Source organism: Streptomyces sp. SCSIO 30461 (genome assembly GCF_037023745.1).
Classification (GTDB): domain Bacteria; phylum Actinomycetota; class Actinomycetes; order Streptomycetales; family Streptomycetaceae; genus Streptomyces.
Window position 1 is genome coordinate 4,372,657 of record NZ_CP146101.1, and the last position, 25,138, is coordinate 4,397,794.

General features: G+C 68.4%; 19 protein-coding genes and 3 pseudogenes. 14 read left to right on the top strand and 8 right to left on the bottom strand.

The window, feature by feature from the left end:
- Positions 1-29: 29 nt before the first annotated feature.
- A complete protein-coding gene (locus V1460_RS19435) occupies positions 30-1,727 on the bottom strand; it encodes an FAD-dependent monooxygenase (protein WP_338678112.1) in 1,698 nt (565 codons plus the stop codon).
- Positions 1,728-1,976: 249 nt separating this feature from the next.
- Between V1460_RS19435 and V1460_RS19440 the strand changes: the two genes are divergently transcribed.
- The 7 genes from V1460_RS19440 to V1460_RS19470 all read left to right on the top strand — a co-directional run bounded on the left by V1460_RS19440 (position 1,977) and on the right by V1460_RS19470 (position 7,497).
- Positions 1,977-3,107, top strand: coding sequence for a SchA/CurD-like domain-containing protein (locus tag V1460_RS19440; RefSeq protein ID WP_338674917.1), 1,131 nt, complete (start codon positions 1,977-1,979; stop codon positions 3,105-3,107).
- 91 nt (positions 3,108-3,198) lie between these two features.
- A complete protein-coding gene (locus V1460_RS19445) occupies positions 3,199-3,639 on the top strand; it encodes a cupin domain-containing protein (RefSeq protein ID WP_338674918.1) in 441 nt (146 codons plus the stop codon).
- Positions 3,636-4,904 (top strand): beta-ketoacyl-[acyl-carrier-protein] synthase family protein, encoded by a 1,269-nt coding sequence (locus tag V1460_RS19450; protein WP_338674919.1) that lies wholly within the window; start codon positions 3,636-3,638, stop codon positions 4,902-4,904. Before V1460_RS19445 ends, V1460_RS19450 begins: the two co-directional genes overlap by 4 nt.
- A complete protein-coding gene (locus tag V1460_RS19455) occupies positions 4,901-6,151 on the top strand; it encodes a ketosynthase chain-length factor (protein ID WP_338674920.1) in 1,251 nt (416 codons plus the stop codon). The genes V1460_RS19450 and V1460_RS19455 overlap by 4 nt, the downstream gene beginning before the upstream one ends.
- A 13-nt stretch (positions 6,152-6,164) precedes the next feature.
- A complete protein-coding gene (locus V1460_RS19460) occupies positions 6,165-6,431 on the top strand; it encodes an acyl carrier protein (RefSeq protein ID WP_338674921.1) in 267 nt (88 codons plus the stop codon).
- Between the two features lies 1 nt (position 6,432).
- Entirely contained in the window at positions 6,433-6,912 is a 480-nt protein-coding gene (locus V1460_RS19465) for an SRPBCC family protein (protein WP_338674922.1), read from the top strand.
- A 210-nt stretch (positions 6,913-7,122) separates the two neighbouring features.
- On the top strand, positions 7,123-7,497 hold the full coding sequence (locus tag V1460_RS19470) for a TcmI family type II polyketide cyclase (protein ID WP_338674923.1): 375 nt from the start codon (positions 7,123-7,125) through the stop codon (positions 7,495-7,497).
- A gap of 323 nt (positions 7,498-7,820) precedes the next feature.
- Here the strand turns inward: V1460_RS19470 and V1460_RS19475 are convergent.
- The 3 genes and pseudogenes from V1460_RS19475 to V1460_RS19485 all read right to left on the bottom strand — a co-directional run.
- Positions 7,821-8,518, bottom strand: a pseudogene (locus tag V1460_RS19475) (IS110 family transposase); the annotation flags it as partial.
- A gap of 329 nt (positions 8,519-8,847) precedes the next feature.
- Positions 8,848-8,997, bottom strand: coding sequence for a hypothetical protein (locus V1460_RS19480; protein WP_338674924.1), 150 nt, complete (start codon positions 8,995-8,997; stop codon positions 8,848-8,850).
- A gap of 59 nt (positions 8,998-9,056) precedes the next feature.
- Positions 9,057-10,688: a DHA2 family efflux MFS transporter permease subunit gene (locus V1460_RS19485; protein ID WP_338674925.1), complete on the bottom strand. Its 1,632-nt coding sequence runs from the start codon at positions 10,686-10,688 to the stop codon at positions 9,057-9,059.
- A gap of 229 nt (positions 10,689-10,917) precedes the next feature.
- Here V1460_RS19485 and V1460_RS19490 point away from each other — a divergent pair.
- A pseudogene (locus tag V1460_RS19490) lies at positions 10,918-11,173 on the top strand (IS630 family transposase); the annotation flags it as partial.
- A gap of 331 nt (positions 11,174-11,504) precedes the next feature.
- Here the strand turns inward: V1460_RS19490 and V1460_RS19495 are convergent.
- The gene (locus V1460_RS19495) at positions 11,505-12,551 is read right to left on the bottom strand and encodes a methyltransferase (protein WP_338674926.1); all 1,047 of its coding nucleotides are present in this window, start codon (positions 12,549-12,551) and stop codon (positions 11,505-11,507) included.
- Positions 12,552-12,648: 97 nt separating this feature from the next.
- Positions 12,649-13,707 carry a right-handed parallel beta-helix repeat-containing protein gene (locus tag V1460_RS19500; protein ID WP_338674927.1) on the bottom strand — a complete coding sequence of 353 codons (1,059 nt, stop codon included), beginning with the start codon at positions 13,705-13,707 and terminating at the stop codon, positions 12,649-12,651.
- A gap of 347 nt (positions 13,708-14,054) precedes the next feature.
- Between V1460_RS19500 and V1460_RS19505 the strand changes: the two genes are divergently transcribed.
- The 3 genes from V1460_RS19505 to V1460_RS19515 are packed head-to-tail and all read left to right on the top strand — an operon-like array spanning position 14,055 to position 18,695.
- A complete protein-coding gene (locus V1460_RS19505; RefSeq protein WP_338674928.1) occupies positions 14,055-15,524 on the top strand; it encodes an aldehyde dehydrogenase family protein in 1,470 nt (489 codons plus the stop codon).
- On the top strand, positions 15,521-17,089 hold the full coding sequence (locus tag V1460_RS19510) for an APC family permease (RefSeq protein WP_338674929.1): 1,569 nt from the start codon (positions 15,521-15,523) through the stop codon (positions 17,087-17,089). Before V1460_RS19505 ends, V1460_RS19510 begins: the two co-directional genes overlap by 4 nt.
- Positions 17,090-17,135: 46 nt before the next feature.
- A complete protein-coding gene (locus tag V1460_RS19515; protein WP_338674930.1) occupies positions 17,136-18,695 on the top strand; it encodes a GMC family oxidoreductase N-terminal domain-containing protein in 1,560 nt (519 codons plus the stop codon).
- Between the two features lie 67 nt (positions 18,696-18,762).
- Here V1460_RS19515 and V1460_RS19520 read toward each other — a convergent pair whose 3' ends face one another.
- Entirely contained in the window at positions 18,763-19,065 is a 303-nt protein-coding gene (locus tag V1460_RS19520) for a hypothetical protein (RefSeq protein ID WP_338674931.1), read from the bottom strand.
- A gap of 231 nt (positions 19,066-19,296) precedes the next feature.
- Here V1460_RS19520 and V1460_RS19525 point away from each other — a divergent pair.
- From V1460_RS19525 to V1460_RS19535, 3 genes and pseudogenes are all read left to right on the top strand, one after another.
- Positions 19,297-21,765 (top strand): annotated as a pseudogene (locus tag V1460_RS19525) (SpoIIE family protein phosphatase); the annotation flags it as partial.
- Positions 21,766-21,798: 33 nt separating this feature from the next.
- Entirely contained in the window at positions 21,799-22,410 is a 612-nt protein-coding gene (locus tag V1460_RS19530; RefSeq protein WP_338674932.1) for a TetR/AcrR family transcriptional regulator, read from the top strand.
- Complete coding sequence (locus V1460_RS19535) at positions 22,407-23,807, top strand: MFS transporter (RefSeq protein ID WP_338674933.1); 1,401 nt, start codon at positions 22,407-22,409, stop codon at positions 23,805-23,807. The genes V1460_RS19530 and V1460_RS19535 overlap by 4 nt, the downstream gene beginning before the upstream one ends.
- A 421-nt stretch (positions 23,808-24,228) precedes the next feature.
- Here the strand turns inward: V1460_RS19535 and V1460_RS19540 are convergent, their stop codons facing one another.
- Positions 24,229-25,095, bottom strand: a complete 867-nt coding sequence (locus V1460_RS19540) for a (2Fe-2S)-binding protein (RefSeq protein WP_338674934.1) — start codon at positions 25,093-25,095, stop codon at positions 24,229-24,231.
- Between the last annotated feature and the right edge of the window lie 43 nt (positions 25,096-25,138).

Sequence of the window (25,138 nt, forward strand, 5' to 3'; positions counted from 1 at the left end):
CGGTGCTGTGCGCCGGGTACCGCTGACCGCTAGCGGTACAGCAGCGACTTCATGGCCTTCATGAGGGCGGCCTCGGGATCGGCCTCCATCCCGGTCGAGCGCCATGCCATGAACCCGTCCGGGCGGACCACGACCGCACCGTCGGGGGCCGCGCCGTGCGACTCGGCCCAGTCGAAGCCGGCCTCGGGGATGAGATCGGCGTCCGGACCCTCACCCACGAGGTAGGCGTCGAGCGGGCAGGAGAGCCGGTCCGCCACAGTGCGCGCCGCCGCGCACCACGCCGCGCCGCCCGGTCCTGTCAGCAGCACATAAGAGCGCTCGAACAGGTCCAGCGTGGAGATCCGACGCTGGGTGCCGGGCTTGTGCAGCCACATGTGCGGTGACCTGGCACCGGGTTCCCCGACCGGCTGGATTCCCTTGGGAACCACGGGCATGTCGGGGTCGGCCCCGATGACGGCGCCGTGCGGATAGCTGTAGCCCATCGCGACGGCGAGCATCCCTCCCGGACTGCCGCCCGGGCCACCGGCGATGCTGGGGCCGCCCGGACCACCGGGACCACCGGGACCGCCTTCGCGGCCCGCCACGGATGACGGGTCGTAGCCGGGGTGGCTGTGCTCCTCGGACCTGCTCGACGCCCGCATACCCGTGGCCCTGGCCACCGGAAGTCGCTCCGTCTCGTAGCTGTCGAGCAGCCCGGGGCCCGCTGCGCCGTCCAGCACCATGGCGAGCTTCCAGGCGAGGTTGTGCGCGTCCTGGATGCCTGTGTTGGATCCGAACGCCCCGGTGGGCGACATCTCGTGGCAGGAGTCGCCGGCGAGGAACACCCGGCCCGACGCGTAGTGCTCGGAGACCCGCTCGGCGGCGTGCCAGGGGGCCTTCCCGGTGATCTCGACGTCGATGTCCGGGGCACCGGTCGCCTTGCGGATGTGCGCGATACAGCGCTCCTCGGTGAAGTCCTCCAGCTTCTCACCCTTGTCGGGCTGCCAGGGCGCATGGAAGACCCAGTTCTCCACATTGTCCACGGGAAGCAGGGCACCGTCCGCCTCGGGGTTGGTGAGGTAGCAGACGATGAAGCGGCGGTCGCCGACGACATCCGCGAGCGCCCGGGACTTGAAGGTGACGCTGACGTTGTGGAACAGGTCGCCGAGGCCTGTCTGACCGATGCCGAGTTGCTCGCGTACGGGGCTGCGGGGGCCGTCGGCCGCCACGAGGTAGTCAGCCCGCACGACGCGGGTCCGGCCGCTGTCGCGGTCCTGGATCACCGCGGTGACGCCGTCGGCGTCCTGTTCGAACGACTTCATCTCGGTGGAGTAGCGAAGGTCGCCGCCGTTCTTGCGGGCGCACTCCACGAGCACTGGCTCCAGGTCGTTCTGACTGCACACACACCAGCCGGAGGGGCTGATGCGGGTCAGCCCGTCGCCGGGGTCGATCTCCTTGATCAGCCACTCGCCCTCGTCTCCTACCAGTGACGGGGTCTGGAGGATGCCGTGGTTGCCGGCGAGTGCGGACGCGGCCTCGTGGATGAGCGGTTCGGCACCCGCCACCCTGAACAGCTCCATGGTGCGTACGTTGTTGCCGCGACCGCGCGGATGCCTCGAGGTGCTCGCGTGCCGCTCGACGAGCATGTGCCCGACGCCGAGCCGGCCCAGGAACAGCGATGTGGACAGGCCCACCAGCGAGCCGCCCACGATCAGGACCGGTACGCGGTCGTCGAAGTTTTCTTCCATCAGTTGCTCCAGCTCCAGCCGCAGGTTGGGGGGATTGGAGTTTCCATGCCCTTGCGGGAGCGCCTCGATCTCCCCTTCACCCGCATGGTTCACACATCTCGCACCATTCGTGATGCCAGTGCATGATCGAGGCCAGGCAGCTACACCGTGTGATTGGCCTTCCATATTTGACTGACGGCGTCTCCGAGGCCGGAGAAGCGACTCCGTCAGAAGTATGACGGCCTTCGTGTCAAAGGAGATGCATAGAGCATGACAACTCTCTCGGAACGGGTCTCTCAATCGGTTTTCGACGGCTCCAGGCTGCGCGTCGTACTGCTGGTGGATCTGCACGAGGCCGCGCAGCAGGATTTCCTCGCTGCGTACGAGCACATGCGGAACCAAGTCGCGTCAGTACCGGGCCATCTCAGTGACCAACTGTGCCAATCAATCGAAAACCCGTCGCAGTGGCTAATCACCAGCGAGTGGGAAAGCGCCCCACCATTCATCGAGTGGGTTAACAGTGAGGAGCACGCCGAATTGGTACGACCACTGCATAGCTGCCTCCGGGACACGCGCTCCCTGCGTTTCAGCATCTTGCGTGAAACGGGCAAAATCCACACCGAATCCCGCCCGGCGAAACTGGGAGGCGCCCTGCAACCCTCCCCGCGGATGGGTGATGGCAAGGTTCGCCACGCACTCACGTTCACCGTCAAGCCGGGCAGCGAGGCTACGGTTGCTCAAATCCTGGCAAACTACAAGTCACCCGAGTCACGGGTGGACGAGCATACTCGGCTACGCAGGACCACGCTGTTCATGCACGGAAATCGTGTCATTCGCGCCGTCGAGGTGGAAGGCGACCTCTTCGCTGCGCTGCGCCACGTGGCCCGTCAGCCCGAGGTCCGGGCCCTCGAAGAGGCCATCAACCCGTATCTGGAGCAACACCGCGACCTCACCGATCAGGAATCGGCGCGAATGTTCTTCACTCGCGCGTCTCTTCCTGCGGTGCACCACTTGGCCGCCGTGGAGGAATCGAGCCCAGACACGAAGCGGCACGCATTGTACTACCCGGCTAAGCCGGGCTGCGGCATGGCGCTGGCCAGACTTCTTGCCCGCCAGGATGAGGAGGCGGCAGCCGACACATCCTCAGCCGTCATCAGCAGTACCATCTTCCTACGTGATGACATCGTCATCAGGCTCGTCGATGTACGCGGAGGGCTCCATGCCAACCCTCTACTGGCAGGAGGAGCGCGCGGGCCCCGCAAGTTGGAGACGCTCGCACGCCTAATCGACGAACGCGCCTTCGGCTGCGATACCTCCGTGACCGAGGCGGACATGCTGCGTTTCCTCGCCAATGCCGACATGCGCTTGCTCACTGACCGCGGTGGGCCCACTCCCCAGTGAACCGCCCTTCCCGACACAGGGCGCCAACTTGCACACGCGCCCGTGTGCACACCGCGGCCTGACCTCACACGGCCACGAGGAGGAATCACTCATGACTGCACGGAAACTCATCGTCGACCTCAGCGAGACTCAGCCCAATCGGAAGCGCGGCGGCGACCTGCGCGCGATGCTGACTCCCACCACCGTGGGAGCCACAAGTGGCTTCATGGGACTCGCCATCGTGGAGCCGGGGGATCGTGTCGCTGAGCACTACCACCCGTACTCCGAGGAGTTCGTATTCGTCGTCAGTGGGACCCTCGAGGTGGACCTAGACGATGAGACATACGCGCTGCGTCCAGACCAGGGGCTGCTGATTCCCACGAACGTACGACACCGGTTCCGCAATGTAGGCAGCACTCAGGCGCGGATGGTGTTCCACCTAGGCCCGCTGGCCCCGCGCCCCGAGCTCGGACACGTAGACACCGAGGCCCCCCCGGTCAAGTTGAAGGCCGCGGAGCATCAGCCGCCCGAGCGGAGTGGGACGACTTCATGAGGCGCCGGGTAGCAGTCACCGGCCTAGGCATAGTAGCACCGGGCGGCGTGGGTATACCGGCATTCTGGGACCTTCTGGCCAACGGCCGTACGGCAACACGGGGCATCACGCTCTTTGATCCCACCGGATTTCGTTCCCGCATCGCAGCAGAATGCGACTTCGACCCGGTCGCCCTCGGCCTGAAGCCGGAGGAAATCCAACGTGCCGACCGGTACGTCCAGTTCGCGTTGGTGGCAGCCAGGGAGGCATTGCGGGACGCAGATCTCGTTCCAGATCACGACGATGCGTGGCGCGTCGGCGTTTCCCTCGGCACGGCTGTGGGTGGTACCACCCGGCTGGAGCATGATTACGTCAAAGTCAGCAGCTCCGGTCAGCGCTGGGACGTCGACCACAATCAGGCAGATCCGCACCTGCATCGCGTGTTTACCCCTTGTGCCCTGGCTGCCGAGGTAGCAGAACAAGCACGTGCCCGGGGGCCGGTGCTGACGGTGTCCACTGGATGCACCTCAGGTCTCGACGCCATCGGCTACGCCCTGCATGCGATAGAGGAAGGTAGAGCCGACGTGTGCATTGCGGGGGCGTCGGACTCGCCGATCTCACCAATCACGATGGCTTGCTTCGACGCGATCAAGGCGACCTCCGCGAACAACGACGATCCAGCTCATGCCTCCCGCCCCTTCGACGCCAAGCGGGACGGATTCGTGATGGGCGAGGGTGGAGCGGTACTCGTCCTAGAGGAACTTGAGCACGCCTATGCTCGCGGAGCCAACGTGTACTGTGAGATAGGCGGCTACGCCACCTTCGGCAACGCCTTCCACATGACGGGCCTTACCCGAGATGGTTTGGAAATGGCCCGAGCCATCGACACAGCGCTTGCCCAGGCTCGCCTCGACGGTCAGGACATCGACTACGTCAACGCGCACGGCTCGGGCACCTTGCAGAACGACCGCCATGAGACAGCGGCGGTCAAGAGGTCCCTGGGGGCACACGCCTACAAAGTGCCGATGAGTTCCATCAAATCCATGGTGGGACACTCCCTGGGCGCCATCGGCGCAATAGAAATCGTCGCCTGCGTATTGGCTATGACCAACCAGGTGGTACCGCCCACGGCAAACTACGAGATCCCCGATCCCGAGTGCGATCTCGACTACGTGCCTCGCACCGCGCGCCCCCTCAAGCTGCGCAACGTGCTCTCGGTCGGAAGTGGCTTCGGAGGATTCCAGTCCGCCATGGTCTTGACCCGTCCAGGAGGGAGGGTCGCATGAGCCCTCAGCAACACCGGCGCCCGGTGATCACTGGAATCGGTGTCATCGCTCCCAACGGCGTGGGCACTGATTCCTTCTGGAAGGCCACCCGAGCCGGCCTCAGCGTCCTCGGCCCCATCACCAGAGAGGGCTGCGACCACCTACCAGTGCGTGTAGCTGGCGAAGTACATGAGTTCGTCCCTAGCTCACTGGTGGAGGAGCGCTATCTTGTCCAGACCGACCGCTTCACACATTTCGCCATGTCTGCGGCCGACATGGCACTAGCCGACGCACGGCTTTCCCCGCAGGTCTACACCGACTCGCCATTCAGTGTCGGCGTAGTGACAGCCGCCGGGGCAGGAGGCTGTGATTTCGGCCAGCATGAGATGCAGCGGCTCTGGGGGCAGGGATCACGCTTCGTGGGCCCCTACCAGAGTATCGCCTGGTTCTATGCCGCAAGTACTGGTCAAATTTCAATCCGCGGCGGGTTCAAGGGTCCCTGCGGCGTAGTGGCCAGTGATGGGGCGGGGGGCTTGGACGCCGTCGCGCACGCTACCCGGGCAGTCAACCGCGGTACGAACACCGTGGTCACCGGAGCTGCTGAAGCGCCGCTCGCACCGTACTCACTCGTCTGCCAACTGGGGTTCGAAGAACTCAGCCTGAGTGAGAACCCGGAACAGGCATACCTGCCGTTCACATCCGCTGCTTGTGGGTTTGCACCTGCTGAAGGGGGCGCGATTCTCGTGATCGAGGCGGAGGCCACGGCTCGCGAACGGGGCGCCACGGTGCGCGCGGAAGTCGCTGGTCACGCCGCCACTTTCACCGGCGCCTCACGCTGGCAACAGTCCCGCCAAGGGCTCGCCTACGCGATCCGCGGCGCGCTCGCGGACGCGGAGTGCGCACCCGAAGAGATCGACGTCGTGTTCGCGGACGGCCTCGGGGTGCCCGAGGCCGACTGGGCCGAAGCAATGGCGATCGCCGACGCATTGGGCCCGCATGGCACACGAGTACCAGTGACGGCCCCCAAGACCGGAACGGGCCGAGCCTACTGCGGAGCACCCCTGCTCGACACAGCCACCGCGGTGCTCGCACTCCAAGAAGGCCTCATCCCGCCGACACCCAATGTGTCCGACATCTGCCACGACCTGGAAGTGGTCACCGACAAAGCCCGCCCCGCCGAACTGCGGACAGCCCTGGTCCTCAGTCGAGGACTGATGGGCTCGAATGCGGCGCTCGTGCTTAGGCGCGCCGCCGACAACCCCTCGTAAGGAGGACTCTCACATGACCACGCAAATCACCAATCTGACCATCGAAGAGCTTGCCGCCTTGATGAAAAAGAGCGCAGGTGTGACGGTCGACCCCGCGGAGATTAACGGTCGGCCGGAAGCCCGGTTCGACGAGTACGGGCTCGACTCGCTCGGCCTGCTCGGCATCGTGGGCGAGCTGGAGAACCGCTACGGGCTCTCGCTGCCCCCTGACGCGGATCGCTGCAAGACCCCGCGTGAGTTCCTCGACCTCGTCAACAACTCCCTCATGGCAGGAGCGTGAAGTGTCCGGGCACACCGAGAACCAGATCACCATCGAAGCACCCCTGGACCTCGTCTGGGTCATGACCAACGACATCGAGAACTGGCCCCAGCTGTTCAGCGAGTACGCGTCCGTCGACGTACTCAAGCGCGACCGGAACACCACCACGTTCCGGCTGACCATGCACCCCGACGAGAACGGCAAGATCTGGAGCTGGGTGTCGGAACGCACCACCGACCGCAAGGCCCTGACGGTCCGTGCACGACGCGTGGAGACCGGCCCGTTCCAGCACATGGACATCCGCTGGACCTACCAGGAGACCCCGCAGGGTGTCCTGATGCACTGGACCCAGGACTTCGCGATGAACCCGGACGCCCCGGTCGACGACGACTGGATGACCGACAACATCAACCGCAACTCCAAGGTCCAGATGCAGATCATCCGGGACAAGATCGAACAGCGGGCGCGCGAGCACAAGACCGTCGCAGTCACGACAGAGTGACACCACCAAACGAGAGCCTCCTCTGACGCGCTAAGGGGCTGAGAACCACTCGCATTTCAGCGGGACTACCGCTCTGGCTTGCGACTCAAATTCGCAGACCCCAGGCGAGCTCCCCCGGGACATGGCGTCAGCTGCCACAAACTCGGGAGCTCCGAAGCATCCCCGGGACTGTCGGAAAGAGTTGAACAAACAGATACCCAGGAGGGCAAAGTGCACCGTACACTTATCGTCGCGAGGATGGGTGTTGCCGATGCCGAAAATGTCGGCAAAGTATTCGCGGACTCGGACAGCACTGAGCTGCCGCAGATGGTGGGAGTTTCCCGTCGAACCTTGTTCGCGTTTCACAACTTGTACTTCCACCTAGTCGAGGCAGAAAGCGACATCGGTCCGAACCTCTACAGAGCGCGTAGTCACCCGCTGTACAGTGAGATCAACACCCGTCTGCAGGAATTCATTTCCCCGTACGACCCGCACTGGCGCGAGCCGCGCGACGCGATGGCGGTGCCCTTCTACTCGTGGACCCGGCAGAGTGGCCCAGTCATCACTCCGGTCTCCGCGCCTAACCTAGGGGGGAATGGCCATTAGCCTCGATCTTTCGTGACGGGTCGTCGGACTCTCCGGCGACCCGTTTCGGGTAATCGCCTGTTCGCGGGCATGGTGCGTAAACATTCAGCTGGTGCACGCTGGGTGATGGATCCGGCCGGGCGCGTGGTGACGGCCGATGACCGTTGCGGGCGCCGGGCCGGGTGTTGTCGTCCAGGCGCTTGGTTGCGGCGAGGCCGATGCGGACGGCGGCGCGCAGGCCGCGCAGGCCCAGGCTCTTGATCCGCTCGGGCAGTGAGGTCTAGCCGCGTGTGCGGGCCTGGTTGGCGCGGTGGAGGATCAGCTCCCGCAGCTCGTCGGCGAAAAAGAGGGTGGGCCTCCAGCAGGTCGCTGATCTGGGCTTCCAGGGCCCGGCGTTGTTCGTGCACGGCCGCGAGCGAGCGGGCCAGGGACGGGATGACCACGTCGAGGGTGCCGGTGCCCGGAACGACGACGGTCTGTTCGTCGAGCGCGTCGAAGACGTCGTCGATGAGCCGGGTGGCCATGCGCGGGGCCCTGGGGCGGATCAGCTCGACGAGTCTGCGGCGTCCGGCTCTGCGCAGGGCGGCCGGGGATCCGTAGCGTTCGAGCAGCCAGGTGACGGCCTGGTGATCGAGGCGGGGGCCGAGGACGCGCTCCAGGCTGGGGTGGAACTGGGTGAGCAGGCCGCGTATCCGGTTGGAGGTGCGGGTGGCCTCGGCGGCGAGGTCTTGGTCGAAGCCCATGAGGACGGTGAGTTCGGCGCTGATCTCGTCAGTCAGCTCCAGGGAGCGCAGGGTGTGCGGCATCGTGCGAACGGGCGTCTGCGGTCACTGCGGCGTCCTTGGCGTCGGTCTTCGCCTCGGCGATCCGTCGCATGGCCAGTCCGGGCAGAGATAGGCGACCTGGCAGCCCGCGTCGCGGGCGACGGTCACAGCGGCAGGGCGCCGATCGAGGCGGGCTGGTCCACGACGACGAGGACGGTGCCGAACTTCGCTGCCAGTTTCTCGAACACGGCCCGAAGTTTCGGCTCGCTGTTGGGCAGGGCTTATCACGATGGCTTTGCGGCCGAGCTGGGTGACCGGCGGGTACCAGTCGGCGCTGGTGGCGCCCTGGGGGCAGCGGACTTCGCGGGCCTTCCAGTCGACACAGAACGCGCTCTTGTCGAATGCCTCGGCGGCCTTGGCCTGGGGTGAGTATTCGGCCAGGAGCGGGGCATGCTGATGCCCCGGCCTGCCGGCTTCCACGACCAGGTCGACGGAGGGGGTATCGGGCGTCGAGGGTAGTCGCCCGGTGCGACCTGCCGCTCGGCCAGGTTCTGCTCGATGGGCGGCCCGCACGCGCTCTCCCCCGGCCAGTTCGGCGCGGTTCAGGTCACGGACAGCGCGGAAAGTTGAAGCCCGCATCGGAGAGCTCCGTGCCCAGCGTGTATCTCCACACCAGACGGTCCCACCACGCGTCCGCGGCCTGCCGGTCGGTGAGGTTCTCAGTAGTGAACTGCAGCACCGTCACCAGGGAGAGCAAGGCCGGGACTGGGCGGGAGCCCCACGATCGGGAACACAGCGGCGAACAAGCTCTTTGAATCAGCCCTGCCATACTGGCCCCGTAGCCGACTTGGCACCATGCTCCTCCGGGGGCAGTGTGTCGCCGGGGGCGGGCTTCATCCGCCCGGGCAGGTGCATCGCCACGACCGCCGCGCCCACGACGGTCGCCATGGCCGCCGCGAGAGCCGTCAGGTGCATGGCGAAGACGAAGGCCTCGTTCGCCGGACCGACCAGCAGCTTCCCGGCGGGACCGAGCTTCGCCGCAGCCCCCATGGTGGCCTCGATCGACTCCCCCGCCGCAGCCCTGACACTGTCCGGCAGACCCGCCGTCCTGGCCAGGGTGGACTCGATGCCGCCCCGGTACGCCGCCGAGAGCAGCGAGCCGAGCACCGCGACGCCCAGCGCTCCGCCCACCTGCCGGAAGGTGTTGCTGATCGCCGAACCGGCCCCGGCCTTCTCCCGGGGCAGCGCCTGCATCACCGCCACCGTCACCGGTGGCATCACATGGGCCATCCCCGCGCCCTGGACGAAGAAGGCGGCCTCGATCAGCCACAGCGGGGTCGAACCGTCGAAGAAGGCGAAGGCCGCGAGACCGGTGGTGATCATCAGCATGCCCGCCGTGCAGGTCGCCTTGGCCCCGAACCGGCCGATGGCGAGCCGTGCGCGCGGGGCGAACGCCGACTGCGCGATGGCGAGCGGCAGCAGCAGCAGTCCGGCCGCCAGCGGGCTGAAGCCGCGCACGCTCTGCAGATAGAACACGGACAGGAAGGCCACGCCCATCATCGCGAAGAAGCCCAGCGCGGTCGCCACGATCGCCGACGAGAACACCGGGTTCCTGAAGTACGAGAAGTCGAGCGCCGGATGGTCGCTGCGCACCTCGTAGACCACGAACACCGTCAGCACGCCGATCCCGCCGAGCAGCGGCACCAGCACCGCCTGATCGGTGAGTGAGGCGAGCTCGCCGCCCCGGATGATCCCGTACACCAGCAGCACGAGACCGACGATCGACAGCAGCACGCCGACCGGGTCGAGCCGACCGGGGGCGGGGTCCCGGGAGTCGGGGATCAGCACCACCATGGCGACGAAGCCGATCAGCACCACGGGGACGTTGACCAGGAAAATCGAGCCCCACCAGAAGTGTTCGAGCAGCAGCCCACCGGTGAGCGGTCCGAGGGCGATCGACACACCGACCCCGCCCGCCCAGATGCCGATCGCCTTGGCCTGCTCGTCCCGCTCGAACACGTTCATCAGGATGGCGAGCGTGGCGGGGATCACGAACGCGGCGCCGACCCCCATCACCGCGCGGTAGGCGATGAGCTCGGCGGACGATCCGGAGAACGCGGCCAGCGCCGAGCCCACTCCGAAGACGGCCATACCGAACAGCAGCGCGTTGCGGCGGCCCGTGCGGTCGCCGATCAGGCCCGCGGTGAACAGCAGGGCGGCGAGGACCAGGGTGTAGGCGTTGATGGCCCATTCCAGCTCGCCCTGGGTGGCCCCGAGGCCGACGGGCGCCGGAGTGGCGATGGTCTTTACCGCGACGTTCAGCACCGAGTGGTCGAGCACCACGATGAGCACGCTGAACATGAGGACGGCGAGGATGGCCCAGCGGCGGCGGTGCACGGCTTCCGGGACGCGGGGTGGGGCGGGTGGCGCCCCAGGGGGTGTGGACATGACCCAGAGGTTCCCGGATTCGATACGAGAAGGGACCCCAATATGAAACAATCACCAAGATGGTGGTGCGTGCTCGCCCTGCCCGCGTCCGAGGAACATTCACCGTACCGCGTTGTGTAATGGTTAGGTGCAGCGGGACCTAGGCGGTGGTTTGTTGGCATGGGGGATCTGCTACTTTTCGTCGACGCAGAGCACGAGGGTGAGCTCGGACGGGATCCAGGTACAGACCCCGGGGCTGGACCGCTCGGCACCAGTGCCGCCGATGATGCCTGGCATGCCAGAACGGCGCACCCACGACTACCTGCGCGGCGGCGTCACCACCTTGTTCGCGGCGCTCAACGCCGCCACGGCGAGGTCATCGGCTCCCTGCACCGCCGCCACCGTGCCGTCGAGTTCAAGAATTCCTCGCCAAGCTCGACAAGGAAGTCCCCGCCGAGCTCGACGTGCACCTCATCTGCGACAACTGTGCGGATCATGGGGTGCCGTCGAGGGCCGGAGCTTGACCCGTGCGACAACTGGCCTCGGCTGCCTTGGAGTGGAACTGTCGGCTCCGGCTTCCTGCGGTGCGCACTGCCGCCGGCCCGGTGAACGTGTCCCGATAGGGGCTTTGCTGCACAAAGCACCGTCACAGTTCTGACCGTCCGCCGGACCGGCGTCAGCCACCAGACCCAGTCCAAGGTGAACCGCCCCGGTTGTCGTGGACGAGATTCGCCAGTGGGAATGAGGACCTGGGACTCTGCGGAACTGTCGGCTCCGCGCAGCAAACGCGAAGCCGACGAGCGCGAGGTGGCATCTTCCTCCCCGAAAGGGACTGAGTCAGGCAGGTGTGATGCTCTCGATGGCGTGCAGATAAGGGTTGACCGGGCGGATGTCGCCGACGATGAGTCCGGCGTCGGCCATCCGGGTGACCATGCTGTGCTTGGTGTGCTTGGCGCCGCCGACGTTCAGCAGCAGCATGAGGTCCATCGCGGTGGTGAAGCGCATGGACGGCGTGTCGTCCACCAGATTCTCGATGACCACCACCCTGGATCCCGGGCGGGCCGACTCGATGACGTTCCGCAGGGTCCTGCGGGTGCTCTCGTCGTCCCACTCCAGGATGTTCTTGATGATGTAGACATCGGCTTCGACGGGAATGGCCTCACGGCAGTCGCCGGGGATGACGCGGACCCGGTCGGCGAGTGCGCCGCCCTCGCGCAGCCGGGGGTCGGCGTTCGCGACGACCCGGGGGAGGTCGAGCAGCGAGCCCCGCATATGCGGGTACTTCTCCAGCAGGCTGGCGAGCACGTGGCCTTGGCCGCCGCCGACGTCCGCAACGGTCGCCACCCCGGTGAGGTCGAGGAGTTCGGCCACCTCACGGGCGGACTGCATGCTGGACGTGGTCATGGCCCGGTTGAAGACCTGGGCCGACTCCGGCGCGTCCGCGTGGAGGTAGTCGAAGAAGCCTTTCCCGTAGATCTGCTCGAACACGCCCGCGCCGCTGCGCACCGCCTCGTCGAGCAGCGGCCAGGCGTTCCAGGTCCAGGGCTCGGTGCACCAGAGCGCGATGTTCTTGAGACTGTGCGGGTCGTCCTCACGCAGCATCCGGGACATCTCGGTGTGGGCGAATCGCCCGTCGGCCTGCTCCTCGAAGACGCCGTAACAGGACAGGGCCCGCAGCATCCGCCGCAGTGCCCGGGGGTCGCAGCGCACGGCCGCCGCCAGTTCCTCGGCGGTGGCCGGGTCGTCGCCGAGGGCGTCGGCGACGCCCAGCCTGGCGGTGGCACGTACTGCGGCGGCGCACGCCGCCCCGAACACGAGCTCCCGCAGACGCATGGACGGTGGGGTGGTGGCCTCGGGTGAGGGTGTGGTGCTTACGGTCGTCATGCCGCCTCGTTTCTCATGGTGTGTGCTCCCACGGACTGCCCCCGGCCGGCGCGGGTGGGTCCCCCCGAAGGGGACCCACCCGGCCCGAGCGCACGTGTCAGCACATGCCCGCGGGTTCGGATGCCTTGCAGAAGTTGCCGCCGAAGGTGTTGCCCTGGCCGGTGTCGCGGTTGGCGAGGTCGGGAACGGTGTTGCCCACCAGCACGTTGTTGCTGATGTCGTTGCCGCTGCTGGGCGTGCCGACGATGCTCTTGAACAACACGATCCCACCGGCGAACGGCGACTTTCCGGTGTGGCCCCAGACCACGTTGGACGCGATGGTGGTCCGCTCCACCCCGGTGAGCACGATTCCGGCACCCTGGATCTCCGGCAGCCGTGCGGTCTTCGGGCACTGCTTGTTGTTCTGGAAGACGCTGTTGCTGCGTACGGCGAGGTCACCGGTGCGCGGAACGCCCTCGTCACCGACGACGAACACGCCGGCACAGTTCCCGGTGACGGCGTTGCCCTCGACCACCAGGTTCCTGAGGCGGCGGATGGTCACCCCGATGCGGTTGCCCACGAGGTAGTTGCCGCTGACCACGGCGCCCTTGGTGTCCAGGGCTCCGGCCTCCGTGTCGGTCGTGTTGGACAGGAAGATGCCGGCCTCGGCGTTGTCGCGGGCGATGTTGCCCCGGAACTCCCCGCCGGTCGAGCGCTCCTGGGCGATCCCCCAGTTCCCGTTCTTCTCGACGACCACCTTGCGCACGGTCAGATCGTCGGTGCGGGAGGCCCAGATGCCGTTCTTCTTGAAGGCCCGCACCGTGAGCGAACCGATCTCCACACCTTCGATGGGCTTGGCGTCGGTTCCGATGACGCAGATCCCGTTTCCCTTCTGGGCACAGGCGTCCCTGCCTGGCGTCGCCGGGGGCGCGATGACGGTCCGCTTGCCCGCACCGCGCAGGGTCAGGTCCGAGGTCGTGATCGTGACGCTCTCGTGGTAGGTCCCGGCGGCGATGTTGATGACATCGCCGGGTTTCGCCGCGTTGACCGCGGCCTGGATCGATTGTCCCGGCTGGACATTGCGGGTGACCGCGGCATGGGCGGGCACGGCGGCGCTCACGCCGGAGGCGGCCATAAGGGCGACGCATCCGAGATAAGTGATCTGTCGTTTCGTCATGAGTCGAAATTATGGTGGCTTATGATAATTCGCCACATACTGTGCCGTTAGGGTCGCGTGTCGCGATCCAAACGGGGACCGCCTCGGCGTGTCGCCTGCCGGGTGCTGCTCCACACCGGGTACCGGAGAGTCCGGGAGCACACGGCGCCCATGGTCTGCCCATGACGACAGCGGCCATGAGCGATCGACACCCTCGAAGCAGTCACGGAATGTGCTCGACGGCGGGAGTGCCGCAGCGGCGACGACTCCCCCTCTGCGAAACCCGTCCGACCTCTCTACTGTCGGACCGAAGGACTCAAACCTGACGAAAGTCACTTCGGGGCGCTCATCTGAATCCGGAGGTCCCCATGGTAGAGCTGTTCATCGGCGGCGAATGGACCGCGGCCGCCGACGGCGGAGTGCGGGAGATCCGCTGTCCGGCCGACGGCACGCTGGTGGCGACCGTGGACGAGGCCGGACCGAAGGACGCGTCGGCGGCGGTCGCCGCCGCCCGGGACGCGTTCGACCGCGGACCCTGGCCCGGCACCCCGGCGGCCGAGCGCGGGGCGCTGCTGCTGCGGGTCTCCGCTCTGCTGGAACGGGACAAGGACGCGCTCGCCCGCGCCGAGTCTCTGGACACCGGCAAGCGACTGGTCGAAAGCGTGTACGACATGGAGGACATCGCCCGCTGCTTCCGCTACTTCGGCAGCCTGGTGGCGACCGGCGGGCACGGCCGGGTCGTGGACACCGGTGACCCGGGCGTGGACAGCAGGGTGGTCCACGAGCCCGTCGGTGTCTGCGCGCTCATCACCCCGTGGAACTACCCCCTTCTGCAGACCGCCTGGAAGGTGGCTCCCGCGCTGGGAGCCGGGAACACCTTCGTCCTCAAACCGAGCGAGCTGACCCCGCACACAGCCGTCATGCTGATGCGGCTGCTCGCCGAGGCCGGGCTCCCCGCGGGAGCGGCCAATCTGGTACTCGGCGCGGGAGCCACCGCGGGCGCGCCGCTCACCGAAGACCCCCGGGTGGACATGGTGTCGTTCACAGGCGGCCTGGTCACCGGCCGCCGCATCATGGCCGCGGCGGCTCCGACCGTGAAGAAGGTGGCCCTTGAGCTCGGTGGCAAGAACCCCAACATCGTATTCGCCGACGCCGCCTTCGACGCCGCCGTCGACTACGCGCTCACCGCGGTGTTCCTGCACGCCGGCCAGGTCTGCTCGGCGGGGGCCAGGCTGCTCGTCCAGGAAGAACTGCACGACGCGTTCGTCACCGAACTGGTCAGACAGGCGGGGGCCATCCCCCTCGGCGGACCGTTCGATGACGACGCCAGGGCCGGACCGCTGATCTCCGCCGCGCACCGCGAGAAGGTGGAGGCCTATGTGGCTGCCGGACTCGCCGAAGGGGCGGTGCTGCGCTGCGGAGGTGAGCGGCCCGACGATCCCGCGCTGCGGGACGGCTTCTACTACCTGCCGACCGTGCTCGACGAGTGCACCCCCGGGATGTCCGTGGTCACCGACGAGTCGTTCGGACCGGTGCTCACCGTGGAGCGGTTCCGTGACGAGGACGAGGCTGTCGCCCTGGCCAATGACACCGTCTACGGGCTCGCCGGGGCGGTGTGGACCTCGGACGCCGCCCGCGGGCACCGGGTCGCCTCGCGGGTGCGTGCCGGGACCGTGTGGATCAACGACTTCCACCCCTACGTGCCCCAGGCGGAGTGGGGCGGGATGAAGCAGTCCGGCTTCGGCCGCGAACTCGGCCCGACCGGACTGGCCGAGTACCAGGAGGCCAAGCACATCTGGCGCAACCTGTCGCCCAGCCCGCAGAGGTGGTTCGCGTGACGACGAACACCGGCCCCGCGCCCCGGTCGCCCGGCCCTGCCCCGGGGCCCGGCGGCCGGAACGACGACGAGGCCATCGCCGAACTCGGCTACAAGCCGGAGCTCAAACGCACCCTCGGCAACTTCCACACCTTCGCCGCCGGGATCAGCTACATCTCAATCCTCACCGGGACCTTCCAGCTGTTCTACTTCGGTGTCGCCTTCGGCGGCCCCGCCTACTGGTGGTCCTGGCCCATGGTCTTCGTGGGGCAGCTGATGGTCGCCCTCTGCTTCTGCGAACTGGCCGCCCGCTATCCGGTGGCCGGTTCCGTCTACAACTGGGCGAAGAAGATGGGCGGCCCCCACACGGGCTGGCTCGGCGGCTGGATGATGCTCACCGCGACCATGGTGACGCTGGCCGCCGTGGCGCTGGCCTACCAGATCACACTGCCCCGGATCGACCCGGTCTTCCAGTTCATCGGCGACGGCAGCGGCTCGACCGCCGCCGCCAACGCCGTCCTGCTGGGCTCGGTGCTCATCCTGTTCTCCACCCTCGTGAACGCCTTCGGCGTCAAACTGATGGCGCAGATCAACTCCGGCGGTGTCTTCATCGAGCTGATCGCCGCCGTCGCCCTGGTCATCTGCCTGGCCGTGAACATCACCCGCGGCCCGGGCGAGGTGCTCACCCAGACCTACGGACTGGGCGCGGACTACACCTGGGGCTACTTCGGCGCGTTCCTGACCGCCTCGCTCGCCTCCGCCTATGTGATGTACGGATTCGACACCGCCTCGTCACTCGGAGAGGAGTCGCACGACCCGGCGCGCAACTGCCCCCGCGCGATCCTGCGGGCCCTGATCGCGTCCTTCGCACTGGGCGGGCTCATCCTGCTCTTCGCTTTGATGGCCGTACCGGACCTGTTCGCGAAGCAGCTCTCCACCGAGGGCCTGCAGTACGTGGTGCTCGCGACCCTCGGTCCGACCGTCGGCGAGGTGTTCCTGTGGTGCGTGGTGATCGCCATCACCGTATGCGTACTGGCGGTACAGGCCGCGGGCATCCGGCTGATGTTCGCCATGGCGCGCGACAACAACCTGCCCGCCGGCTCGAAGCTGGCCAGAGTGAGCCCGCGCTTCAAGACTCCGGTCGTGCCCGCCATCGTGATGGGCGTGATCGGTGTGCTGGTCCTGGTCGTCAACGTCAACCAGCCGCAGATCTTCTCGGTGATCACCAGCATCGCGATCATCATGATCTACGTCGCCTATCTGATGGTCACCACCCCCATGCTGGTCCAGCGGCTGCGCGGGCGGTGGAAGCCGGCAGAAGGCCGCTTCTCACTCGGCAGGTTCGGGCTGCCGATCAACATCCTCGCGGTGCTGTGGGGCACCGCGATGTCCCTCAACCTCGCCTGGCCGCGCGCCGAGGTCTACAACGCGACCGGCCCGCAGCACTGGTACCTGCGCTGGGGCGCGTTCCTGTTCATCGGCATCGTCGCGGTCGGCGGGTTCACCTACTACTGGTTCGTGCAGCGGCACCGTACCGGTGTGCTGGCCGAGCACGCGGCACGGACCGCGGACCCCACCGCCCCCTGATGAGCCCCCTCAAGAAGACCGGCCCGCCCTCGATCCTGGAGCTCCGATGACCTCAGACAGGCCCCTGGCGGAGTTCGACCATGTCGTGGTCGGCGGAGGCACGGCCGGAGCCGTGATCGCCGCGCGGCTGACCGAGGACCCGGAGGTCACGGTGTGCCTGGTGGAGGCCGGGCCGTCAGATGTGGGCGAGGACGGCATCCTCAGGCTGGACCGCTGGATGGCGCTGCTGGAGTCGGGCTTCGACTGGGACTACCCGGTCGAGCCCCAGGAGAACGGCAACAGCTTCCTGCGGCACGCCCGTGCCAAGGTGCTCGGCGGTTGCTCGTCGCACAACTCCTGCATCGCCTTCTGGGCACCGGCCGAGGACCTCGACGAGTGGGGCGCCATGGGCTGTACGGGCTGGAGCGCCGCGGACTGCTTCCCGCTCTACCGGCGCCTTGAGACCAACGACGGCCCCGGCGAGCACGGCCACTCGGGGCCCGTCCATCTGCGCCAGGTGCCACCGCTCGATCCCTGCGGACGGGCCCTGCTCGAGGCGTGCGCCGCGGCCGGCATCCCGCGTACCCCGTTCAACACCGGCACCACCGTGGTGCGCGGGGCCGACTGGTTCCAGATCAACTGCTTCCCGGACGGCACCAGGGCCTCCGCGTCCGTTTCGTATCTGCATCCGGTGCTCGGCAGGCGCCCCAATCTGGAAGTGCGCACCGGCCGTCAGGCCCGCAGGCTGCTCTTCGCCGAGGACGGGCGCTGCACCGGGGTCGAGTACCTGGAACCGGACGCGGTCCACACCGGAGCCGTCTCCGCGCGCCGCGAAGTGATCGTGTGCTGCGGTGCGATCGACTCGCCGAAGCTGCTGATGCTCTCCGGCATCGGGCCGGCCGACGAGCTGCGGGCGGTGGGGGTCGACGTGCGCGTGGACTCGCCCGGTGTCGGCTCCAACCTCCAGGACCACCCCGAGGGGGTGATCATGTGGGAGGCGAAGCAGCCCATGGTCACCAGCTCGACGCAGTGGTGGGAGATCGGGATCTTCACCGACACCGAACCCGGTCTGGACCGGCCGGATCTGATGTTCCACTACGGGTCGGTGCCCTTCGACATGAACACCTATCGGCGCGGTTATCCCACGACGGACAACGCCTTCTGTCTGACGCCCAATGTCACCCGGGCCCGATCGCTGGGCACGGTGCGGCTGCGCAGCCGGGACTTCCGCGACAAGCCGAAGGTGGACCCGCGCTACTTCACCGACGAGCACGACATCCGGGTGATGACCCACGGCCTGCGGCTGGCGCGCGAGATCGTGGCGCAGTCCCCGATGGCCGACTGGGCGGGTGACGAGCTGGCTCCCGGGCCGGGAGCACGGAGCGACGAGGAGTTGTTCGCGTATATCCGCGAGACGCACAACACCGTCTACCACCCGGCCTGCACGGTACGGATGGGCGCCGACGACGACCCACGCGCGCCGCTCGACGCCCGGCTCCGGGTCAAGGGGGTCCGGGGGCTGCGGGTGGCCGACGCCTCGGTGATGCCGTTCCTCCCCGCGGTCAACCCCTGTATCACCACGATGATGATCGGCGAGAAGTGCGCCGATCTGGTCCGGGAGGGCTGATGTACGCCGTCTGCCGTGGTCCGGGGAGCCGGACCACGGCAGACGGCGGGGGCCTCGGGGGGGTGCGCTACCGAGCCGAGGTCCCGGTGATCCAGCGCCGAAGTGTGGCGTTCGTGGTGTCATCGAGCAGGCACAGGGCCTCGATGGCCTCCAGATCACCCGGCAGCGGAGCGATCCCCGCCGAGGTCAGCGCGGCGTGAAGGTCCAGACGCCGTGAGTCCGCCGGGTTCAGCGGGAACGGCAGCCGCTGCTCCGGCTCGGGCGGCGGCAGGAAGAAGTCGCCGGTGTACGTACCGGTGTACGCGCCGCTGCCGTCGCCCAGCCCGCCGATGAAGTCGGTACCGGGAAAGCGGTAGAGATCAACAGCCATGAGAGCCTCCTCAGTGGTGTCCTGATTGCCAGGAGGCGCAGGCCACTGGGAGCGGTTGCACGAGGGGACGACGACCACCCGTTTGGCCCTGTCGAACCCGCCCGGGGAGAGACGGGTCGCCCCGTCTCCGGCACCCGCCGTGCGCTGGTCATCGGCTTCTGAGTCGCCCCCTGGCCCTGAAGCGGGACAGCATGGAGTGGTGAGGCCGTCGGCGGTGGACGCCCGCTCAGGCAGGAGCTACAGACAGTGACCAGGCAGAGCTTTGCGTTCTGTGGGGCTGAGCTGGCCGCTGTATACGTGCTGGCCGAAGGGGGCCGGGAGCTCCATCTGGCCGAGTTGACCGGTGATCGCAGTGTGTTGTATGGGCTCCCGGCGATCCTCGCGGTGGAGGGCCACTCCCCCGCCGCCGACGCCTTTCGCGCCGGTGCCTCCCTGTGGCTGAGCCCGAAGGAGCTGGCCGCCTACATCGAGAGCGACCCCCACCACTTCCCCGGCCGGATCATGCGGCACACCAGCGGGTCCTCCCCTGCCAAGGTCTCCCTGGGGGCGGTGCCGCTCGGGCGCGGAGCCAAGGAACTGGGTTGTCTGGTGGTGGCGGGAGAGGTCCCGGACGGCTTCAGCCCCGACCGGCGCGCCCTGCTGGAGTTGTACGCGGACCAGGTCGCCGCCTCACTCGAATCGGTCGCCGCCCACGCCCCCGGGCGCGCCGCCCCCCGGCCCCAGCTGGGCCAGAGCCTGGTGCCGTTGCGCGGCGGTGCGTTCATCCTGGAGCTGGCCACGGGGCGCATGGAGGCACACGAACACGTACTGGACCTGCTGGGCATCGCGCCCGACCACTTCGACGGCCGGGTGGAGACCCTGCTGGCCTGCGCGGTGCCGGACGACATTCCGGCCCTGATGGCCGTCGTGGAGCCGGACCGGCTGTCCGCCACCGCCCAGCAGTTGGCGTTCCGTATCCGCCGTCCCGGCGGTGAGCTGCGCTGGCTGGGGCTGCGCTGCCGGGTCGAGGTGGACGCGGAGGGAACTCCCGAGCGGGTGCTCGGGGTGGTCGCCGACGCCGCGTATCTGCGTCCCAGCGAGGACGATGTGTCGATCGTGCAGCGGCTCTCGGCGACCTTGGCCCGCGCACGGACCATCAAGGACGTCAGCCAGCTCGTGGTGGACTCGCTGCGGGACCCGCTGCGGGCCAGCCGGGTCGCGCTCGCCGAGTTGGAGTCCGACCGGCTCGTGGTGACCCTGCTCGATCCTCCGGAACCGGACGCCTGGCCCGACCTCTGGCGGTCCGAGTGGCGGTCCGAGTGGCCCGACGCACCGGTGCACGCGCTGCCCACGCTGCAGAGCGCGCTCCGCGAGGGCCATGTGAGCCTGTGGCCACCGGGAGCCGACCTCGAACCCGCTCTGGGCGGTATCGGACCGGGCGGTCTGGCGGTGCTGCCGCTGCCGTCCGACGGGCGCATGGTCGGGGTGTGCCTGGTGGGGTGGGACGAGGACCACCGCTTCGGGCCCGAGGAGCGCTCACTGCTGACGGCGACGGCGGGGCTCACCGGTCAGGCCCTGATGCGGGCGCACGCGATGGACGCCGGTCATGAGCTGGCCACGATGCTCCAGCGCAGTCTGCTGCCCCGGAAGCTGCCCGAACTTCCGGGCGGGGAGGCCGTGGCCCGCTATCTGCCCGCGACGGCCGGACTCGAGGTGGGCGGCGACTGGTACGACGTGATCCCGTTGCGCGACGGGCATGTGGCCCTCGTGATCGGGGACGTCCAGGGGCACAGCGCCGGTGCCGCCACCATCATGGGCCAGATGCGCACCGCAGTCCGGGCCTACGCGGTGGAAGGCCATCCGCCCGACGTGGTGATGGCCCGCGCCAACCGGCTGCTGGTGGGCATGGAGACCGATCTGTTCGCCACGTGTCTCTATGTCGACCTGGACATGGAGGAGGGCATCGCACGGCTGGTACGGGCCGGCCATCTGCCACCGGTCATCCGCCATCCGGACGGCGGCACCGAGGTGATGGACATCTACGGCGGTCCCCCGCTGGGCGTACTGGCGGACGAGGAGTTCCCCCTGAACGAGGCCGGCCTGGCGCCCGGCACCCTGCTCATCCTGCTGACCGACGGACTGGTCGAGTCGTCGACGCTCCATGTCGAGGACGGCATGCGGCGGGTGTGCGACGTGCTCGCCGCGGCCGACCCCGAGGAGCCGGGGCGGGTGGCCGACGAGCTCCTCGTCAGCGCCAGCAGACGCGATGACGACGTGGCCGTGCTGATCCTGCGCTACGACGGCACCCGGATGCGCCCCCTCCGGACGCACTGGACGGTCTGGCGGCTGCCCAACGCGGTCCTGCACGCCCGCCGTTACACGGCGCGCACCCTGCGCTCCTGGGGTGTGGTGGAGGAACTCGACGCAGCCCTGCTGGTCGTCTCGGAGTTGGTGACCAACGCGATCGCCCACACCCAGGGCGAGGTGCGACTGGAACTGACGCTGTCCGCCGACCGGCTGCGCATCGCCGTCAACGACGCCTCCCCCCGCAGCCCGGTCAAACCGGCCGCCGTGGACTGGGAGGCCACCGGCGGCCGTGGACTGCTGATCGTGGAGGCGAGTTCGGCATCCTGGGGCTCGGTGCCACTCAGTGGCGGGAAGCAGGTCTGGTCCGAGATCCCGCTGGCGCCACGTGAGCGGCTGGCCAGACCCGGGAAGTAGACACTGTCTACGGAGCTTTGGTAGACACTGTCCATGAGCGAACGGGAAACGGGGCTGCGAGCCCGTCTGGTGGATGCCGGAGTCGAACTGCTCGAAAGGGAAGGGGCGCAGGCCCTGTCCCTGCGCGAGATCGCAAGGCAGGCGGGGGTGTCGCACGGCGCCCCACGGCGCTACTTCCCGACCCACCTCGAACTGCTGTCGGCCATCGCCCGCCGCGGCTTCGCCGACCTCACCGACCTCGCAGTAGAGACGACGGCGAAGGCACCAGCGGACCCACGGGAGCAGTTGGCCACGCTGTCCCGGGCATATCTCGACTTCGCGCTCACCCGTCGAGGCATGTTCGAGCTGATGTTCCGTCACGATCTACTGGAGAGCAATCGACTGGGCCTGCGGGACACATCACTGCCGCTCTTCTCCCTGCTCGCCGACCTCACCGCGCAGGCCTGCCCGAACACTTCCGCGGAGCCCGGCACGAACGCGGGGCAGGCCGCCCCGGCGGTGGTAGCCGCGGCTCTCTGGGCGAACCTGCACGGGATCGCCCAACTGTGGCTGTGGGGCAGCCTTCCGCTCGCGGCCGGTCTCGATGAGATCGAGCCACTGCTGCAAGCCGCACTCGACGCGCACCTCGGACCGGTGCGCCGATGAGCCCCGGCCCACGGCACACCGCCACGCTGTTGTGCAGCATCGCCGGTGCGGCGGTCGTCGCCCTGGACGGGACCGTGCTCACCATCGCCCAGCCCGCCATGCAGCGGGATCTGCAGGCGTCGTTCCAGCAGGTGCAGTGGACCAGTACCGGCTATCTCGTCGCCGTGGCGAGCCTGCTGGTCTTCGCGGGGCGGCTCGGCGACCGCTATGGCCACCGGCAGATGCTCGCCCTGGGCACCATCGGGTTCGGGGCGACATCGGCGGCGATCTGCCTGGCCCCCGGCATCCGCTGGGTGATCGGGCTTCGGGTCGCCCAGGGGATCTGCGGCGCCCTGCTCCAGCCCGCGACGCTCGGAATGCTGCGCGCCGCCTATCCGCCCGACCGGCTGGCTTCGCCGATCGCCCTGCGCACCAGCGCGATCGCCGCCGCGGCGGCGGTCGGTCCGGTCATCGGCGGGGCCCTCACCACGCAACTGGGCTGGCGGGCCGTGTTCTTCCTCAATGTCGTGCCCGCACTGCTCATCGGGGTGCTCGCGCTCGCCTCCCGCCCACTCATGACCCGGGACTCCGCGCAGCCGGAGCGGACCGAAGGTCTCGACCTGCCCGGCGCCGGTCTGCTCGCGGTGGCACTGGTGTGCCTGGTGTATACGCTCTCGGCTGTGCCACGGTCGGTCTTGAGCCCCGCGACCGTGGCGGCGGCCGGCCTGGCCGTGCTGGCGACGGGCGCGTTCGTACGGCGTGAGCGGCGCACGGTGGACCCGCTGATACCCGGGGAAGTGATCGGCTCGACGGCGATCTCCTCCGCACTCGCCGTGTTGCTGGCCGCTTCGGCGGCGATGTTCGGTGCCGTGTTCGTGGGCACCTATCTGCTTCAGGACATCCTCGGTATGGATCCGTTCCGCTGCGCTCTGGCCGGACTGCCGGGCCCGGCTGCCATGATCCTGAGCGCTCCGCCGGCCGCCTGGCTGCAACGCCGGTGGGGCCCGCGGCGGACCGCGGTGGCGGCGATGGCGCTGCTCGCCCTCGGCGTCCTCGCCCTCTCGCGGCTCGGCGCGGAATCCGGCTCCCCGGCGGTCGGCGGCGCTTTCCTGCTGCTGGGTGCCGGCTTCGGCACGGTGATGGTCACCGCGACGGCCGTCATCGTGCGCCGGGCGCGCGTGCGGCACTCCGGAGTGGTGGGCGGGCTCCAGCAGACGGTGATGAACGTGGGCCCGGCGCTGGGTATCGCCACGGCCACCGCGCTGCTGGGCAGCGGTACGTCGGCGATGTCGCTCGCGCTTGCCGCACTTGCCGCCGTGGCGGCGGCGGGAGCGCTGACCGCGATCGGGCTTCCCCGGCGTTCCGCGCACCAGGCGCGGGATCCGGAGATGTCCCCGGTCTCCGCCGAATCCGCGTAGGCCAACCGTCGCCCTGACAGCCGTAGCGCTCCCTGCCCCGCGCCACGCCTGCAGGACCTACCCATGACCGGATGGCGTGCACATCTCCGATACGGTCGTCGCCGCACAGACGCTGCCGCCATTGTCCGTGAGCCCGAACCACCATCGCCGACACCTGTGAAGCGGGCTGCCAGTGCCGTGTGCAGAACGGAGCATTCTCGAGGGAGTTCTCGGCGACATCGGAACCCAGGATCGCGGTCACTCGGTCGGGGCTGTCCGTTGGCTTGGCGCCGAGCACCGTTCCAGGGGCGACCACGTCCACGTGGAAAGCGAGGGAGAACGGGGTCAACGGGTCTTCGGTCTTCCTCGACGGGGCGGCGATCACGGGCGACGACCTCGACACGGGCGACCGGGACATCTCGAAGGTCACCAGACCGGAGCCTCAGTCCGCGATCCCCGGCGGCTCCGACCTGCGCAGTCGTTCGGCATCGCAGACACGTGGGCAGGTGCCGCAGGCCTCGGTCGGGCGGATCGTGTAGTAGAGGCAGCAGCCGAGCCGGGTACGGGTCGGATACGACGCGCCGTCGCGCCCGGCGAGGCGGCGGAAGTCCGCGCCGCCGGGGAAGGGCGGCAGGGGGCCCGGCAGCAGTTCGCCCGCCGCGTGTACCGCGTGCTCCTCCTGTTCGAGCACACGGCCGAGATACCAGATCCCCGAGACCAGGTCGTCGCCGACCATGCCCCACAGCGCACGTGGCCCCCTGCGCAACCGGGGCCCCATCGCGGCCAGCAGGGGACGCACCAGGTCGGCGACCACCGCACGCAGTTCGGCCCGCAACGCCTCCTCGCGCGCCAGCACCCGGACCCCGGGCAGTCCCGCGGCGGAATCGCCGGACAGACAGGCGAAGCCACCCGGGACGACGGCGAGGTCACCTGCGGTCAGGCTGACCCGGACATCGGCCGGTCGGAGCAGGGGAACCCGGCGATCGAGATACCACGGGCCGCTCACCAGCAGCGATACGGACCACAGGTAGCCGTGCAGCGCTCGTGAAGCGGCCACGTCGCCGCGTGCGACGTGGCCGTGTTCCTGACGGATCCGCAGCGCCTCGGATTCGAGGAATGCGTCGAGGCACTCCTGACGGGTGGCCAATTCCACACCGTCGGCCCACCCCTGACGGGCCGGTGGACCCGGCGGCAGCACTTCCGCCTGCCAGGCGGGGCAGAGCACACCGAGTCCTCGGTAGCGGGATGCCAGCAGTGCGGAGCAGCTCACGGCGGAACCGGCCGACTGATATGCCGGGGCCAGGGTCACAGACGCACGCTCCTCGGATGACGACGAAGAAACACTCAGCGAA

Coding starts and splice junctions, on each gene's coding strand:
- V1460_RS19435 (WP_338678112.1), bottom strand. CDS start 1,727: ATGGAAGAAAACTTCGACGACCGCGTACCGGTCCTGATCGTGGGCGGC.
- V1460_RS19440 (WP_338674917.1), top strand. CDS start 1,977: ATGACAACTCTCTCGGAACGGGTCTCTCAATCGGTTTTCGACGGCTCC.
- V1460_RS19445 (WP_338674918.1), top strand. CDS start 3,199: ATGACTGCACGGAAACTCATCGTCGACCTCAGCGAGACTCAGCCCAAT.
- V1460_RS19450 (WP_338674919.1), top strand. CDS start 3,636: ATGAGGCGCCGGGTAGCAGTCACCGGCCTAGGCATAGTAGCACCGGGC.
- V1460_RS19455 (WP_338674920.1), top strand. CDS start 4,901: ATGAGCCCTCAGCAACACCGGCGCCCGGTGATCACTGGAATCGGTGTC.
- V1460_RS19460 (WP_338674921.1), top strand. CDS start 6,165: ATGACCACGCAAATCACCAATCTGACCATCGAAGAGCTTGCCGCCTTG.
- V1460_RS19485 (WP_338674925.1), bottom strand. CDS start 10,688: ATGTCCACACCCCCTGGGGCGCCACCCGCCCCACCCCGCGTCCCGGAA.
- V1460_RS19495 (WP_338674926.1), bottom strand. CDS start 12,551: ATGACGACCGTAAGCACCACACCCTCACCCGAGGCCACCACCCCACCG.
- V1460_RS19500 (WP_338674927.1), bottom strand. CDS start 13,707: ATGACGAAACGACAGATCACTTATCTCGGATGCGTCGCCCTTATGGCC.
- V1460_RS19505 (WP_338674928.1), top strand. CDS start 14,055: ATGGTAGAGCTGTTCATCGGCGGCGAATGGACCGCGGCCGCCGACGGC.
- V1460_RS19515 (WP_338674930.1), top strand. CDS start 17,136: ATGACCTCAGACAGGCCCCTGGCGGAGTTCGACCATGTCGTGGTCGGC.
- V1460_RS19520 (WP_338674931.1), bottom strand. CDS start 19,065: ATGGCTGTTGATCTCTACCGCTTTCCCGGTACCGACTTCATCGGCGGG.
- V1460_RS19530 (WP_338674932.1), top strand. CDS start 21,799: ATGAGCGAACGGGAAACGGGGCTGCGAGCCCGTCTGGTGGATGCCGGA.
- V1460_RS19535 (WP_338674933.1), top strand. CDS start 22,407: ATGAGCCCCGGCCCACGGCACACCGCCACGCTGTTGTGCAGCATCGCC.